This window comes from Olleya sp. AS48, from assembly GCF_038900355.1.
Lineage (GTDB): Bacteria > Bacteroidota > Bacteroidia > Flavobacteriales > Flavobacteriaceae > Olleya.
This window is the reverse complement of record NZ_JBBMRD010000009.1, coordinates 53,328-71,224: the sequence shown is the minus strand read 5'-3', so window position 1 is coordinate 71,224 and position 17,897 is coordinate 53,328. Positions and strand designations below refer to the sequence as shown.

At 29.8% G+C, this 17,897-nt stretch carries 13 protein-coding genes; all 13 read left to right on the top strand.

Annotation, left to right across the window (positions count from 1 at the left end; genetic code table 11):
* Positions 1-187: 187 nt before the first annotated feature.
* A complete protein-coding gene (locus tag WNY60_RS11820; protein WP_342862501.1) occupies positions 188-517 on the top strand; it encodes a helix-turn-helix domain-containing protein in 330 nt (109 codons plus the stop codon).
* 29 nt (positions 518-546) lie between these two features.
* On the top strand, positions 547-951 hold the full coding sequence (locus tag WNY60_RS11815) for a hypothetical protein (protein WP_342862500.1): 405 nt from the start codon (positions 547-549) through the stop codon (positions 949-951).
* A gap of 5 nt (positions 952-956) precedes the next feature.
* A complete protein-coding gene (locus tag WNY60_RS11810) occupies positions 957-1,280 on the top strand; it encodes a hypothetical protein (protein ID WP_342862499.1) in 324 nt (107 codons plus the stop codon).
* Positions 1,281-1,282: 2 nt separating this feature from the next.
* Positions 1,283-2,479, top strand: coding sequence for a primase-helicase family protein (locus WNY60_RS11805; protein WP_342862498.1), 1,197 nt, complete (start codon positions 1,283-1,285; stop codon positions 2,477-2,479).
* A 215-nt stretch (positions 2,480-2,694) separates the two neighbouring features.
* Positions 2,695-2,889 (top strand): hypothetical protein, encoded by a 195-nt coding sequence (locus WNY60_RS11800; RefSeq protein ID WP_342862497.1) that lies wholly within the window; start codon positions 2,695-2,697, stop codon positions 2,887-2,889.
* A 284-nt stretch (positions 2,890-3,173) separates the two neighbouring features.
* The gene (locus WNY60_RS11795; protein ID WP_116823057.1) at positions 3,174-4,187 is read left to right on the top strand and encodes a WYL domain-containing protein; all 1,014 of its coding nucleotides are present in this window, start codon (positions 3,174-3,176) and stop codon (positions 4,185-4,187) included.
* 59 nt (positions 4,188-4,246) lie between these two features.
* On the top strand, positions 4,247-6,814 hold the full coding sequence (locus tag WNY60_RS11790; RefSeq protein WP_342862495.1) for an N-6 DNA methylase: 2,568 nt from the start codon (positions 4,247-4,249) through the stop codon (positions 6,812-6,814).
* Between the two features lies 1 nt (position 6,815).
* The gene (locus WNY60_RS11785) at positions 6,816-7,982 is read left to right on the top strand and encodes a hypothetical protein (protein WP_342862494.1); all 1,167 of its coding nucleotides are present in this window, start codon (positions 6,816-6,818) and stop codon (positions 7,980-7,982) included.
* Between the two features lie 3 nt (positions 7,983-7,985).
* Entirely contained in the window at positions 7,986-10,103 is a 2,118-nt protein-coding gene (locus WNY60_RS11780; protein WP_342862493.1) for a class I SAM-dependent DNA methyltransferase, read from the top strand.
* A 2-nt stretch (positions 10,104-10,105) separates the two neighbouring features.
* Positions 10,106-11,401: a restriction endonuclease subunit S gene (locus tag WNY60_RS11775; protein ID WP_342862492.1), complete on the top strand. Its 1,296-nt coding sequence runs from the start codon at positions 10,106-10,108 to the stop codon at positions 11,399-11,401.
* Complete coding sequence (locus WNY60_RS11770) at positions 11,402-13,069, top strand: DUF262 domain-containing HNH endonuclease family protein (protein ID WP_342862491.1); 1,668 nt, start codon at positions 11,402-11,404, stop codon at positions 13,067-13,069.
* 9 nt (positions 13,070-13,078) lie between these two features.
* Complete coding sequence (locus WNY60_RS11765) at positions 13,079-16,366, top strand: type I restriction endonuclease subunit R (RefSeq protein ID WP_342862490.1); 3,288 nt, start codon at positions 13,079-13,081, stop codon at positions 16,364-16,366.
* 358 nt (positions 16,367-16,724) lie between these two features.
* Positions 16,725-17,894, top strand: a complete 1,170-nt coding sequence (locus WNY60_RS11760; RefSeq protein ID WP_342862489.1) for a reverse transcriptase domain-containing protein — start codon at positions 16,725-16,727, stop codon at positions 17,892-17,894.
* Positions 17,895-17,897: the final 3 nt, after the last annotated feature.

Sequence of the window (17,897 nt, the reverse complement as noted above, 5' to 3'; positions counted from 1 at the left end):
ATAATAAAATTTTTTAAGATTTAAAACCTTTAAAACAGCCTTGTTTTAAAGGTTTTTTTTGTTTAAGTATTTGTTTTATAGTTCATTACAATATCCATGCAATATCCATAGCATATCCATTAATCTAGTTAAGAGATGATGTAGATCTAATTTTGTTTAAAATTTAATCCTTAAAACATTATTAAAAATGAACAAAAATCAATTCTTTTTAATGGATGACAATGCTATAAATGAGCTTGTCAATCGCATTACAGACAAATTAAATCTTTCCTTAGGACGAGACCCTCTCCAGGAAGATGAATTTATGACCATTGATGAGCTAGCCAAATTTATTTCCATGACTAAAGGAAGTATTTATGGATTAGTTCATAAAAATGACATTCCTTATCACAAAAAAGGCAAACTCTATTTCCTTAAATCCGAAATTATGGATTGGATAAAGAGTGGAAAACGTGAAACAAAATCTACACTTCACGAAAAAGCAGACGAGTATCTTCTTAAAAATCCTTTCAATTAATCGTTAGTCTAACGTTAAAATAACGCAAAATGGATAGATATACATACAATTGTAACTATTGTGGTGTAGAGTACACCCCAAGAAGAAGAAGAGTTCAAAAATATTGCAGCAATAGTTGCAGGGTGAATGCTTTTAAGCAAAGACAGGTTAAAACCCAAAACTTACCAACGGTTAAAAAGACTGATTCGGTTGGAGCACAAGATAAAATGAGTTGGGGTGGAGTAGGTAATGCAGCAGCAGGAAGTCTGGCTGTTAATTTAGTATCAAGCCTGCTAACTAAAGAAGAAAATAAGCCAGCTACTAAAGGTGATATTAAAAAGCTGCTTTATGGTAGCTCAAATAAAGATATACTAATAAAAAATGTGCCACCTAGAGTAGATGGAGCAAGAGCTTATTTCAACACAATTCAACAAATATTAATTTATAAAAAATAGCAAGCATGCAAAGAGAAAATAATAACCCTTTTATGCCAGTAGTACATAAAGAAATGGAAGAATTTTATAAAGATTTATTAGGAATAAGGTTAAATGATAACTACCCTTTTTCAGTAAAAATTTTAAATGATTTGATAATCAAATTAGAGATAATAATTAAAAAACTAAACTATAATCCTAGGTTACCATGGTACGATATCGAAAAGGAGGTAATAGATATTTGTAAAAGGGATAAGTCTAGTCATGGCGTTAATATTAAGTTATTGTTTACGTCAAAATTTGGGGTGATTGATGAGTCTAGGTTGTCTAATTTAAAAATAAGCGTTTAATCATGGAAGATAAATATCTAAGAATAGGATCTGCTTATTATAAAGATGTAGAAATGCCATTAATAAGTAATGATTCAATTAAAAAGCTTGTACAATGGTCTAAATCAGAAATCATTACTGATCATGGTAAGGATTTTATTAAAAAAGTGCCTAAATATGATGGCTTCTGTTTAATTCCATCTCATAATGACTATGAATCTGTTATAAATGGATTTTATAATAAATATGAAAAGGTACATCATGACATCATTGAGGGTGGGTTTCCTGAAACTTTAAAATTTTTAAAACATATTTTTGGTGAGCAGTATCAAATTGGCTTAGATTATATCAGTATTTTATGGCAAAAACCTACGCACATACTTCCTATTTTATGTTTGGTCAGTAATCAAAGAAATACAGGTAAAACAACCTTTCTAAATTGGATGAAATTAATTTTTCAAAACAACATGACTATTAATAATAATGAAGATTTTAGAAGTCGCTTTAATTCTGACTGGGCATCTAAGTTAATTATTGCAGTGGATGAGGTATTATTAGATAAAAGAGAAGATAGTGAACGTTTAAAAAACCTGTCTACAGCTAAATCTTATAAAAGTGAAGCAAAAGGAAAAGATAAGATAGAAGGTAGTTTTTTTGGTAAGTTTATTCTATGTTCCAATAACGAAGAAAACTTTGTATACATAGATAATTCAGAAACTAGATACTGGGTACGTAAAATTATACCTTTTGACTTGTCAGAAGACAACCCAAATCTTTTAGAAACATTACAAAAAGAGTTACCACACTTTATTCATTTTATAATAAATAGAAAAATTGTAAGTCCTAGAAAAACAAGAATGTGGTTTACTACAGATCAAATATATACGCAAGCGTTAGCTGTTTTGATAAATGGAAGTAAAACTTATATTAACAAGGAGCTGGAACAAATCCTTTCAGATGAGTTTTTATTATTTGAAACTAACGTTTTAAAGTATTCAGTTACGGATTTAGTAAATAAACTAAGTAAAAATAATATTAGAACCAGTTCTTTCAAAGTCTCAGAGATATTAAAAAATCAATACCAACTAGAAGCTAAAAATAGCAGTTATATTAAGTATAACACATATACTTCAGCAGATAATAAGCTTATAATTGAAGAAACTGTATTTAAAGGTCGTCATTATACATTTACGAAAGAGGAATTTGGAATTATAAGTTGATCTGTTGATGTATTACTGTAATGCCATGCTAGCTGGCACTTATGGTATAAACAAACAAGCAACTTATAAGCAACATTTGCAACTTTGTAATTGTTGACACATTGTTTCTTTAGTGTTTACCGCTAAATAGCCTAAAACATTAGGTTTTGGTGTAATTGGCAACAGGCAACATAATTATTTTGATTCTTTGTATTAATTATATTTTAAAATAAATTATGACAGCCAAAGATAAATTTATAATTGAAAAACGTCCAATTAAGAAAAATCAAATAAAGTTAAGTGATTTAATGTCAAATAATTTTATGATTTGTTATATGGTAAAGTACATAATAGCAAAATTACCCGAATTTACTATCGCAGATGGAATAAAGCACTCGATAGGTAATCATATTGGGAATAAAGAAGTGTAAATTAAAGAATTATACTACAAAAATTTCAAAAAAAAAAAAAAAACACTGTATTTTAGCTACTTATACATTGTTCAAATTCAAATGCAGTCTTAGTTTAAATTAATTGCTTTTTTTTTCAAAAAAAGAGAAGAAACAACTTTAGAAACATCTTATATTTATCATTCCCTTTTTTACTGATTAATATTATTATTAATTAGTCTTTTGTAGATAAGTTATAATCACAAACTTATTTGTTAATTATAATTAAAAAGTAAATTGTAAATTTTCTAATTGAATTTATTCCTATGGCTACCAATAAGCACGCTCAAATTCGTTATACCATATTAGATAGGTGTTTTAGTAATAGTAATAGGCTTTATACATATTTAGATCTACTTGACGAGGTAAATAATGTGTTATACGATTTAGGAACAGATGGTATTCAATTGCGACAACTTCAATACGATATAGAACATATGAAGTCAGATTCAGGATGGGCTATACCATTGGATGAGTCATTAAAAAAAGGACGTAAAAAGGCGTTTCGTTATTTAGATAAAAACTTTTCAATATCAAACCATCCACTTAATTTTAATGATTCTGAGCAGCTTGAAACAACTATTGCTATTTTATCAAGATATAAACATCGATCAGAGTTTTCTTGGTTAGAAGAATTAATTCCAAGAATGGAACAATCATTTAAGCTGGTAGAAAGCGGTGATAATGGTATTATTAGTTATCAAGAGAATTTAGATTTAAAAGGAAGAGAGCATATTGGTACGCTGTTTAATCTAATATTAAAACGGAAAAAAATTAAAATTAATTATGAGCCTTACGGGAAACCGCAATTTAATGTGAAAATTTCTCCGTATCATGTCAAACAATATAATAATCGTTGGTTTTTATTTTGTTTTAATGAGGATTATAAAACAATTTCTAATTACCCTTTGGATAGAATAAATAGTATTGAAGAGTTAAGTAATAGTTTTATTCCAAGTACTATAAATTGGTTAGATTATTTTGATGATATTATAGGAGTGACAAAACCAGAAGGAGGAAAGCTAGAAAAAACACATTTAAAGTTTTCAGAAAAACGTATTCATTATGTTTTAACAAAACCTTTGCATGGATCACAGAAATTGGATAGGTCAGATCCTACAGGAAGGACTATAAGTATAGAAGTGATTCCTAATAATGAGTTGTATCAATTACTGTTGTCTTTTGGGGCCGATATTGAAGTGATTTCACCTAAGTTAGTAAGAGTTGAAATTATAAATAAAATAAAATTAATGAGCAATCAATATGACTATGCAGAATGAGTGCATAATTGAAAAGTACATTTGTAAAATAAATGAAATGCTTAATTAAATTTTAGTCAATGAAAAAAATAGCGAGTAATTATTGGAATAATAGGTTTTGGGATGTTTTAAATAATGTTCGTGGTCATAGAGATATAAGTGAATTAAAAGAACTATTCATATCACTTATTTTCTTAAAGTATGTTAATGATAAATTTACTGAAAATGAATTTAGTCCAATAAAGGTTTCTAGATATGCACAATGGGATTATTTGTATCAGGCTATAAGTGCTTCTGATTTTTTAAATGTCATTCAGAAAGCTTTACACACATTAGAATCTGAGAATTATCAATTAAAGAATACTTTTAGTGTTTTTGATCTTAATTATAAATTTGAAAGGAAAGTTGATAATGAAATTTTTAGAGGTCTTTTTTATGGTGTAAATGATTTTGGGTTTTTCCACGAACCAGTGAGTTTTTCAAGTATTATAGAGGGTCTAATTATAAGCTTTGCTAAAAATGAAGGTAAAAAAGGAAACGAATTCACTACACCGCTATCTGTTTCACAGTTGATGATTGAGTTGTTAAACCCTATACAAGGTACTATATTAGATTCAGCTTGTGGTACTGGTGGTTTTTTTGAAAAAATAACAGAAAACTATCCTGAAGGAATCTTTCAGTTTTATGGACAAGAGCAAAACCGTTCTACTTTGGCTTTAGCGAGACTAAGATTTGCTTTTAAAGAAGAAGATAGCATTCAGTTTAGTGAAGCAAAAAGCACTTTAACTGAAGATCAATTCCCTTATTTAAAGGTTGATCATGTAATCATGCACCCTCCTTTTAGTGTAAAAAACTGGTTAACAAATAATACTCAATTTGATCCTAGATTTGAGTATGGATCACCTCCAAAAAGTAATGCGAATTTTGCATGGATACAGCATGCTCTTTTTCATCTAAAGGAAAACGGGAAGTCAGCGATTTTATTAAGCAATAACTCTTTATTTACAGGAGGCAAAGAGGCTGAAATACGTAAAAATATAATTGAAGCAGATTTAATTGAAGCAATTATCACCTTACCGTCTCAATTATTTTCTAACACTAGTATTCCTGCAAGTATCTGGATATTGAATAAGAATAAGTCAAATAAGGATAAAGTACTATTCGTTGACGCTAGTAATGTTGGCAAAATGATAAATAGGTCACAGCGATTATTGTTGGAGAAAGAAATTTTGGATATATCTAACCTATTTAAGTCATGGCAGGATGGGGATTTAAAATACAATGACAAAATAGGATTTAATAAATCTGTTGATTTATCTGGAATTAGAAGTAGCGATTACCTATTGACACCAGGTAGATATGTTGGGATTGAGGAATTAGATGAAATAGATTTAAGTAAAGCTATCAATCTAGGAGATATTTTAGAATATAAAAGACCCAAGAAAATAGATTCTGATGTTACTTATAAAAGAATAAGTATAAAAGATTTGGCTTCAAATCAGGATTCTTTTTTTCTTGATTCTAGTATCTTAGAAAAAGGAGATTTCCGGCTAGATTATAGATTAATGGGAGATAATATACTTTTGATTTCTAGATTAGGAAACAAATTAAAACCTACTTATCATAAAAGTAGTAGTGATAAAATAGCATTTTCTTCTAATGCAATCTATACTTTTAAAGTAGATTTTAAGCAAGTAGATTTAGAATACTTAATTGCAGAATTACATAAAGACTATGTTCAATTTCAATTAGATAATTACAGAAAAGGGACTGGTATGTCTACTATTAGTCGTCAAGATTTATTAAACATCCAAATTTTTGTTCCGCCATTAAAAGAACAAAAAGAAATATTTGAAAAAGAGCGAGAAGTTCGATTTCAATCTGTTGCAAAAGATCTAGGTTTTGAAAAAGAAATAGCCAAACTTAAGGAAGCTCAAATGAAAGATTTGGGTTCTAAAAAGCATAATATCATGCAGCATCTTAATAATGTAAAAGCGTCAGCGGATGTTCTAACTACTATGATGGAGTTAAATAATGGTATTTTAAAGTCAGATGAGATTATTGATCCAAGACGAGGTGTTACCGTAGAAAAGCGTTTTCAGCGTTTACAAGAAAGTTTAGGTAAAGTAATTTATTATGTAGATAATATTACCAATGAATTAAGATATGATGCGGCTGAAATAATTGATTCGGTTAAAATAATAAAGGAATGCAAGGAAAGAGGATTACAAAATAATTTGTTTTCAGTAGAAATTATTGTTGAAAAGGCTACGTTTCAAGAACAAAAACCTTTAATTAGTATTTCTAAAAACGATTTTGAAGAAATATATAATAATATTTTAGAGAATGCTATTAATCATGGTTTTGTGGATAAAAGCAAATCGTATATTTTTAGAATTACAATTGCTTATATAGATGACTTTTTAGAAATTAATTTTGTTAATAATGGAAAACCATTTCCAAAAGGTATTGCCGAAAGATTTGATGTAAAAGGAGAGAAGGCAGGAAGTACAGCAGGTACAGGTATTGGGCTATGGAAAGTTGCGGAAATAGCAAAACATTTTAATTGTAACCTAGAAGTTTATGATGAACCAGAAAGTGAATTTCCTGTAGGCTTTAAATTTCAATTTAATTTAGAAACGCTTTAGTATGAATAGATATAAAGTATTATGGATAGATGATGATGCAGAAAAGCAAGATGGGTTTTTAGATTCTGCATACTTAAACGGTTTGGATATAAACTATTGTAAAACATCTAAATTAGGAATGGAAGAATTGACTTCTAAAATAGAGCAGTATGATGCTGTTATTTTAGATGCCATGGTATATAACGAGTCAGAAGACGAAAAAGCAGCATTAACAGGTCTATTTAATTCTATAAAAAAAATTAATCGTTTATCAGAAAGAAAAAAAATACCCTATTTTATTTTCTCTGGTTATATTGATCAAGATGAACATGCGAGTGCAAGAGAAATGCTTGCAGAAGAAACTATCTTTATTAAAAGTAAAGATAATAATGCTTTGTTTAAAGCTGTCAAAGATGAAGCAGATAAGCAAATTGATACTCAAATTAGGCACAAGTATCAGCGAGTTTTTGATGTATGTACAGAAAAATATATTGGTGAGAATGCAGGCGCAGATTTACTAAGTCTATTATTAAGTATCGATAATTCAAATACAGACAATCAATTTAACACGTTAAGAAAAATTGTTGAAGATATTTTTATTGCTTGTAATAAATTTCAGTTATTACCTGCGGAGTTTATTACACCTTCAGTAGCATTAAATGAATCTAGTAAATTCTTATCTGGTAAAAATCATAAAGGAGAATTTTTCTCAGAAAAAGGCTATCATCATTTAGAAGATACCCATATACCTGCACAGATTTCTACAATGTTGCGGAATATTTTATCTGTGACACAAGATGGTTCACATAGGTCAAAAATAGATGCACATGTTAAATATTTAAATACTTCTTACCTCTTTCAAAGTATACTATATCAAATGTTAGATGTCATAGTCTGGTTTAAAATTCATGTTGACAGCAACCCGAAAAAAGAAAATTGGAGTAAAATTGAAAACACAACACAAGAAATAGAAAGTAATATTAAAAAAGGGCAGGTAATAAATTTGCATCCCTTTAAAGGTTTTGCCTTTTTACAACCTGAAGATGGGACAGATAATGTTTTTATTCCACCTCACTTAGTAACCAATCATAGTTTAAAAGAAAATGATTTAATTACAGGTGAAATAGAAGAATACACAGACAATAGAACACAAGAATTAAAAAAACGAGTAAAAAAACTCATAGAATAATATATGAATCACGATCAATTAAAAAACTTAGAAGATAAACTCTGGGATTCTGCCAATGCCATGCGTGCACATGGAGGAATTAAAGCATCCGATTACGCAGTACCAGTTTTAGGTTTAATCTTCTTAAAGTTTGCCGAAAATAAATACAGCCAACACGAACCTGAAATTCTAAAAGAATACCAAAAAGATAAAGGCACCAGAATGGAACGCACCATTCAAGAAATTGCCTTGGCTAAATGTGGTTTCTATTTACCAGATAATGCCAGATATGATTATCTATTAAAATTAAAAGGCAACAAACGAGCAGAAGCTTTGCGTGATGCTATGAAAGGTATTGAAAAATATCAAGACGCCAAGTTTCAAGATGTATTACCAACAGAAGCTTATTTTGAAATAGAAAAGAAGAAAGACGATATTCTACCAGAACTATTAAAATCTTTTTCAGACATTCCTAAAGAGGCTTCTGGAGATATATTTGGTAAGATTTATGAATACTTCTTAGGCAAATTCGCAATGAGCGAAGGACAAAAAGGAGGCGAATTCTTTACACCAACTTCTGTAGTACGTTTTATTGTTGAGGTAATTGAACCTTACAAAGGTAAAATTTACGATCCTGCTTGTGGCTCTGGTGGTATGTTTGTGCAATCTGCCGATTTTATTGCACACGAAGGGCACGACCTAAACGATATCTATGTCTACGGACAAGAATACATGGGTGAAACCGTGCGTTTGGCTAAAATGAACTTACTAGTACACAATTTGCGTGGCGAAATTACAGAAGCCAACTCTTACGATAGTGACCCATATGATGGTTTAGGAAAGTTCGATTTTGTCATGGCTAATCCTCCATTTAACGTAAAATCTGTAAAGGAAGCTACTGTAAAGAACGATGAACGATTTTATAAATATGGTTTACCTAAAAGTAAAGGGAAAAGCGATAAAATATCCGATGCCAATTATTTATGGATTTCACTTTTTGCTACCTCATTAAACAAAAACGGACGTGCAGGTTTTGTAATGCCTAACTCTGCAAGTGATGCTAGACATTCTGAATATGACATTCGTAAAAACATCGTAGATTCTGGTATTGTAGATTGTATGGTTAGTATGCCAACCAATATGTTTTTAACGGTAACCTTACCTGCAACCTTATGGTTTTTTGATAAGCAAAAAGTACATACAGAACGTAAAGACAAAATCTTGTTTTTAGATGCACGTAACGTATATAACCAAATAGACAGAGCTCATAGAGAATGGACAGTAGAAAACCAACAAAATTTAGCTGCTATTGTTCGTTTGTATCGTGGTGAAACTAACCGCTATTTAGAGTTAATTGATACCTATATAAAAGCAGCAGACCAAGCGGAAGCTAAAATTGCACCAGCTAAAGAAACGCTGGTCTTACAATTAGAAAAAGTATTTAAAAACCTTAAAAAGCACATTTCAGAAACTAAAGAGGCTAAACGTACACCTGCAAAAACCAAAGCTTTAAAAGAAACTGAATTCTTTAATCTAGTACAAGGGTTTAAAAGAATAAAATCTAAAGCAAATGAAACTGTTTTAAACAACCTAGCACACCCTATAGAACGTACGCCATTAGATAACGAAGCGCAACTGCAAGTAGCAGAAAATTTACAATGGAATGTTGCACAAAACAAGCTTGAAAGTGATGCTTTAAAACAAGATGTCAATACCATTTTAGAACTGTATAAAATAGCAGACAAAAACCTAAAACTATCTTCAGATAAAGTTTGGAGTAATTACGATTTAGTAAAAGCTGATAAACATTTAGAAGAAGCTTTACAATTGTATTTAGAAGCTACAGAGGATGCTGTCTATTGGTGTACAAACATAAACTGGTTACAATCTCGTTTTCCAGAAGCAAAATACGAAGATGTGGTAGGTTTATGTAAAATGGCAGATAAAACAGAATATGTGGATGAACAAGATTACTCTTTAAATGCTGGACGTTATGTAGGAGTTGTAATTGATGGAGATAGTATTACAAAAGAAGAGTTTGAAGGTAGAATGGAATTAAACATAGACAAGCTAAAAAAATTAGTAAATGAATCGAATGATATCAACGAGTCTATATTTTCTAATTTATCAAATCTTATATAAGTATGGAATATGAATTAGGTGATATTATTCATGGGACGATAGATTACAGGGGTAAAACTCCTAAAAGGTTTGATAGTGGTATTCCTGTTTTATCTGCCGCAAATGTTAAAAAAGGAAAAATTAAAATTGATGATAAGTTTATCTCAAAAGAATATTATGATAAATGGACCACAAGAGGATTTATTAAACCAGGTGATATATTAATTACAACCGAAGCTCCTGTTGGAGAAATAGCAAAAGTTCCTGGAGATCAAGTTTATATGATTTCTCGTAGAGTATTTGCTCTTCAAGTAAATGAAGATTTAGCAGACGAAACTTACATTTATTATTTATTACTAACAGAAGGCGTCTTAAAATATTTTGAATCTATTTCTCACGGAGCAACAGCTCCAAGGATATATAAGGATGAAGTTTTAAAACTTAAAATAGATTTACCAGAACTACCAACCCAAAAAAAAACAGCTTCAATCCTTTCTGCTTACGATGATTTAATAGAAAACAACAACCAACGCATTAAACTCTTAGAAGAAATGGCTGAAGAAATCTACAAAGAGTGGTTTGTACGTTTTCGTTTTCCTGGGTATAAAGAAGCTACTTTTTTAGATAAAGAAGGTAATAAAGTTGCTCATGGTAGTAAAGGTGCTATTCCTGAGGGATGGGAGAAACGGCCTACTAAAGATATTGTTGATATTATTTCTGGCTATGCTTTTAAAACTGAATCTTTTGAAGAAGATGGAGATTATGGCTTAGTGACGATTAAAAATGTTCAGAACGGTTTTTTTGTAACTAAAACTACAGATTATATTAAAGAGTTACCTAAAAATATAAAGGATGATATTTTTTTAAAGGACAAAGATATTTTACTTTCTCTTACTGGGAACATTGGTAGAATTTGTTTGGTTTACGGAGATAACTATTTATTAAATCAGCGTGTTGCAAAATTGAAACCTAAAACTAAAGACTTGTTTGAGTATGTGTATTTATTCTTTAGAAGTGATTTCTTAAGAATGACATTAGAAAATTATTCTAATGGAGCAGCACAACAAAACTTGAGTCCAGTTGATACTTCAGAATTAAAATTTATCACACCACCAGATGATTTACTAGAGAAGTTTTCAGATATAACTAAATCATTTTTTGATGAAATAATTATTCTTTTAAAGAAAAACAAAATCCTTCAAGACACCAGAGATTTATTATTACCACGTTTAATAAGTGGTAAGTTGTCTGTGGAGGATTTGGAGGTAGGAGAAAGTTTAAATAGGGCTGCAGAGCCACAAGAAAAATATAGTAAGTAAATGGATTATAAATCAACCATAAGCGACATATTTAGTCCACGTAAAAACCTATTTGCAGTACCCAATTACCAACGTGCTTATTCTTGGGAAAAAGACAAGCAAATAAAACAGTTTTTAAAAGATATTAAAGAACATCCTAAATCTGTGGCTCAATATCATTTAGGTCATTTCTTATTTGAAGAAGATGAAGATAACAAAAGCAAATTTTGGATTATAGACGGTCAACAACGACTAACAACAGTGGTTATCTTTTTAAGTTGTGTGTATAACAAACTAAAAGATATTGAAGCCTATAACAATGTAGCTAAAAATATTTATAATGAATATTTAGTAAATACAGATAGCGACCAAAAATATTGTACAGTAACCTATGATAATAATTTTTTTGAAAATATCGTTATCAGACAAGTACAAGATAAAGCAGATACCAAATCTAGAAAACGAATTATAGAAGCATTTCAGTTTTTTACTTCAGAATTAAATAAAAAAGAAGTTTCCATTGAAGATATTATGCATTGGAAAGATTTAATTGAAAATGCTAAAATAACTACAGACTCTGTTTCAGATAAAGCAGAAGCCACACAATTATTTACATTTCAAAACGACAGAGGAAAAGACTTAACCGAGTTAGAAAAACTAAAGTCGTTTTTAATGTTCAATATTTATTTAGATTGTACTATTTCAGGTAAAAACCCTAACAATGATATAACGTATATTGAAAAGGAATTTGAGACCATTTATCAGTCATTAGAACTCATAAAAATAGCTGATGAAGATCAGATCTTAAATTATCATACTATCGCATTTGTCTCAAATAATGATACCTCATTAGAACGTGTAAAAAAGGAACTAAAAAAACAAGACAATAAAAGTAATTGGATTAAAGACTTTTCGGTTGCTTTAAAAAAGAGTTTTTCTAGCGTAGTTGCTATTCAAAGATCTAAAAATAAAGAAAGTTTATTAGGCGATGTTTTGTATTTAGACCAATACAACGCTTTTCCTTTAATTTTAAAATTATTCCACTTTCACGAGATAGAAAACTTTAGGAAATCACTTCGTTTAATTGAAATAATTTTATTTAAAAAAGAATACACAGTTGGAAGATATAAGAGCAATCACTTACATCATACCGCTATACATTTTCAAGGTGATTTAGTCGAATTAAACAAGCAGCTACTAAACTTTGCTAATAATGGTTTTAAATGGTATTGGAATTTTACTAGAGATTTTGAAAGCAAACTTGAAGGTGATAATCATTATGAAAAACCAACTCGTTACTTATTGTGGAAATACGAAAATGATTTAAGAAACAGTGATGAAGTACGTGAACCAGCAATGAGTTATAATGATTTTGCAAATACCTATGGTAAATTTAAATATCAAAACACTTTAGATCATTGGACACCACAAAAACCAGATGAGTTGGAATATTCAAAAGAGTTTAATGAAAAATTTTTAAACAACATAGGGAATTTAGTCTTAGCAACTAGAAGTAGAAATTCTAGTGATAGTAATAATTTACCAGAAGAAAGGTCTACTAGCTCGGTTTTAATCCAAAGACAGAATTTAGAACCTTTCAAAGAAAATTGGACTGAAGTTGAAATAAAAAAACGACAAGATGATATTGTAATTTTTGCTAAACGTTACTGGAATCCGAATACAATTTAAAATTAATTTATGGCATTTATAAACGAATCACATATAGAAGAAGCAGATATTCAATTTTTTGAACTAATGCTAGGTTATACTCATAAGGATGCTTGGGAGAAAAAACTTATTGGTAGAGACAGCCTTAAAGATGTAGTTTTAAAAGAAGATTTAAGAACTGCATTAATAAGACTAAATGATACGTTACCAAAAGAATGTGTAGAATTTGCTATTGATGAACTATCAAAAAGTAGAGCAAGTTTAACACCTGTTATTGCTAACAAAGAGGTTTATAATTTAATCAAAAATGGTGTTCCAGTTTCTTATCAAAATAAGGAAGGAAGAGAAGAAAATGGATACGTAAAAGTTTTAGATTTTGAAGATGCAGACAATAATGATTTTTTAGTTGTTTCTCAATTAAGTATAGAATATTTGCAAACAGAAAATATTACTAGAAGACCTGATTTGTTGCTGTATGTCAATGGTTTGCCATTAGTGATGATAGAACTTAAAAATGCCACCGAAAAAGTTAAAGGAGGTTATGATACTAATCTTAGGCGTTATAAAAGAGATATTCCACAGTTGTTTTGGTATAATATGTTTGTTTGTATTTCCAATGGTATTCAAACACGTGTGGGATCTTTTAATGCACCTTGGGAGCATTTTTTCTCTTGGGTAAAATTAGAAGATACAGCAGTATCCAATACACAAAAATCTAAATTAGAGATAGAGGAAGAAAGTAAGCAAAAAGATAATAGATTAAGCTTAAAGTTATTTGGAGAAGGACTATGTAATAAGAAAAATCTGTTAGATTATTTTGAGAATTTTGTGCTTTACCATAAAAATAAGGTGAAAATTATTGCGAAAAATCATCAGTTTTTAGGAGTTAATAATGCTATAGAATCATTATTACATAAACAAGACAAAAAAGGAAAATTAGGTGTATTTTGGCATACGCAAGGCTCTGGTAAATCGTATTCTATGATTTTCTTTTCTCAAAAGATTGAACGTAAAGTAGAAGGGAATTGGTCGTTTTTAATTGTTACAGACAGAACAGATTTAGACAGTCAGATCTATCGAAATTTCCAGGAAACGGAAGTTGTTTTAGAAACCAAAGAACAAAAAGAAAACTATTACAGACCTAGTAGTAGAAATAAGTTAAGGGAGTATCTAGAGTCTAATAGATCATATGTATTTAGTTTAATACATAAGTTTGGTATAGAAAAAGGAAAAACTTACCCAAAACTTACAGATCGTGATAACTGGATTGTAATAGTTGATGAAGCTCATAGAACACAATACAAAGGGTATGGTGAGAATATGCGAATTGCATTACCAAATGCACAATACATAGCTTTTACAGGAACACCATTGTTACGTAGTGAATTAACTAAAGATTGGTTTGGCCCCTATGTATCAGAATACAATTTTGCGCAAAGTATTGAAGATGGTGCAACTGTTCCATTATACTATAAAAAATCTGTTCCAAGAGTAGAACAGATTAATGAAGATTTGGTTGGTGCTGCTGCTGAAATTTTAGAAAACGAGAACTTAACGGAGGAGCAAAAAAAGAAACTGGATAGAGAGTATTCTACCTTATTGCAGGTGGTTCGTAGAGAAGATCGTCTACAAGAAATTGCAAAACACATAGTACAACATTATCCGTACCGTTTAGATGTTCTTAATGATGACAAGCAACGCAAGCCAATGAAAGCAATGGTGGTTTGTATTGATAAGTTCACAGCAGTTAGAATGTATGAGTTTGTGCAATTGGCGCAAAAAGAAGAAATAAAAGATTTACGAAAGAAAATTGCTAAGACCAAGGATCCAGAAACAAAAGAACGCTACAAAAGAGCAATTACTTTTATGGAAGAAACCAAAATGTCTGCTGTAGTGAGTCAAGAAGGATCTGACAAAGAAGAAAAAGAGATTTTTGAGAAAGAAGGATTGAATATAACGCCGCACAGAAAGTTGATGGATCATCCAGATGAAGATGGTCGTAATATTGAAGATTATTTTAAAGATCCAAATAGCCAATACCGTATCGTTTTTGTTACTGCAATGTGGTTAACAGGTTTTGATGCGCCAGCAGTATCTACGTTATACTTAGATAAACCTTTACAGAATCATACCCTAATGCAAACTATTGCAAGAGCAAATCGTGTTTTTGAAGGGAAAAAGAATGGTTTGGTAGTCGATTATTTTGGGGTTTTTAGAAATCTTAAAAAAGCATTAGCAGATTATGCTGAAGGAACAAAAGGCAAAAATCAAACGGATGATGACGATGAGTTTCCGGTTAAAGAATTTGATGATTTATTGGCGTTGTTAGATCAGGTTATATTAGAAACAAAAATATACTGTAAAGAATTAGGGGCAGATATTGATTCTATTTTAAATTTAGGAGAAAAAGGATTTAAAGAAGTAGAATTGTTTGAGGAATATGCTAATATAATTCTTGAGAAGGATGAATATAAAAAACAATTGAGCTTATTTGTAAACACAATAGTTAGTTTATATGACTCTGCAAAACCAGAAATATATGGTTATCCTAAAATAAAAAGAGAAAAAGATGTTTTTGAATATTTAAGAAAGGTAGTTGATAGACATGTAGATCAAGACGAGGCTATTGAGAGAGCTAAAAAGAATTTAAATGATTTATTAGACTCTAGCGTATTAGGTAAAGGTGATTTGCAGGACCAAACACACGACTATATAATTGATAACTCTACTCAAATAGATTTAAGTAAGTTAGATTTTGGTAAGTTAAGAGCAGAGTTTCCAGAAAAGAAACATAAGAATATTCAGTTTGCAGATTTAAGAGAATTGATGGAGGTTAAGCTAAAACAAATGTTGGCGCAAAACAAAACAAGAGGTTCTTTTTTAGAGCGTTTTGAAAGGATTATTGAAGATTATAATTCTGGTAGCTTATCAATAGAAGAAGCTTATGAAGATTTGATGAAGCAGGCAGAAAATATGTCTGAAGAGCAAGAGAGAGCAGCTAAAAATGGCATGACGGAAGAGCAACAAGAATTGTTTGATTTATTAAAGAAAGATAAATTAACCAAAGAAGAGGAAAAAAATGTAAAACTTGCGGCTACAGAGTTGTTAGTTATTTTATTTGATGCTGAAAATAATATATTAATTCAAGAATGGCATAAAGAAAAGGCTACTCAAGAAATGGTAAGACAAGAGATTAAAAAGATTTTGAATAAAGATTTACCTCAGTCTTATGATAGAAATATTTTTGCTGAAAAAACAGATATAGTGTTTCAACATTTTTATGAGTTAGCAGAGCAGGGAAGAGGTTTTGCAGCGTAAATCAGAACTAATTATATTATAAAAATTAAACCATGCAGTTCTACTGCACACAAGCAAAATATATTTGCAGAGTTCTTTGAAAAACCTAAACAAAAGTATTGATCGCGTATGCTGGTTTAATTAGTAATAATTAGACAACGATCGGCATATATTCTGATCGTGTATTCGATTAGAATAAGAATGTTATTTATTAATTAGTCCACAATGTTTAAAACACAAAAAATGGTTTAATTTTTAAATAGATAACATTATATTATTTATATATTATTTAGTTCTATTATTATTTAGATCTATTTATATTAAGTTTAAAATCATACAAAAAGAATAGACGTTTAGGTTTTTCTAGAATTTTATAACTATGAAATTAGAAAAACAACATACAGAGCAGATAATAAAGCAATTTAAAGCCTTAAGGACTAAGGATGATTTGGTTGTATTAATTAATAAGGTTAATTTAATCTTATATGGAGATAAGTTTATATCATTAACTGTTAAGGGACTTAATTATTATGCTAATCCAGAATATAGTGATAATAGATATTCTAGTTTTTCTATCAAAAAGAAAAGCGGAGGTGAGCGTATTATTAATGCACCTGTAAATGGATTAAAGCATATTTTAAAACCTTTAAATATTATATTAAACTGTGTTTCAACACCTCATGCAAAAGCTACAGGTTTTGTAATAGGTAAATCAATAGTAGATAATGCTAAATTACATGTTGGTAAACATTATGTATACAATATTGATTTAAAAGATTTTTTCCATTCTTTTGATAGAAACAAAGTAAAGCTAGGATTTATTTATGCCCCTTTTAATTTAAGTGGCCATTTAGAGCCATTAGCATTTTTACTAGCATCACTATGTACACATCCTTTTGAAGTGGATGGTCATACTGTTACCGTCTTACCGCAAGGAGCACCAACATCTCCAACGATAACCAATATACTTTGTGTAAAGCTAGATAGGCGTTTAAATGGTTTAGCAAAACGCTTTAAAGTTGATTATTCTCGTTACGCCGATGATATAACATTTTCATCTAATGTAAATGTGTTTAATGATGCTGATTTTTTAAAGGAGTTAAATAGAATTATTGTAGAAGATCAAAACTTGATTTTAAACGATAAAAAAACGCGTCTTCAACAATCGGGTATTAAACAAGAAGTTACTGGTTTAACAGTGAACACTAAAGTTAATGTGAACTCTCATTATATAAAGCAATTACGCATGTGGCTGTATTATTGGGAGAAATATGGTTTTAATAAAGCAGAATCTATTTTTTTAAGAGATTATGCTGTTGAGAAAGGGCATGTAAAAACTGCAAAACCAAATTTTCAAAATGTTTTGTCAGGTAAGTTAGAATATTTAAAGATGGTGAAAGGTTTTAACGATAGTACCTATTTAAAGTTGAACACTCGTTTTACTAAACTATCTAAAACGGAAAGCAAACTAGAACAAACTTTAAAAGCATGGGAGAATGAAGGCATAGAAAAGGCTATGGAGATTTATAAATTAGCTAAAATCAATTAGTTT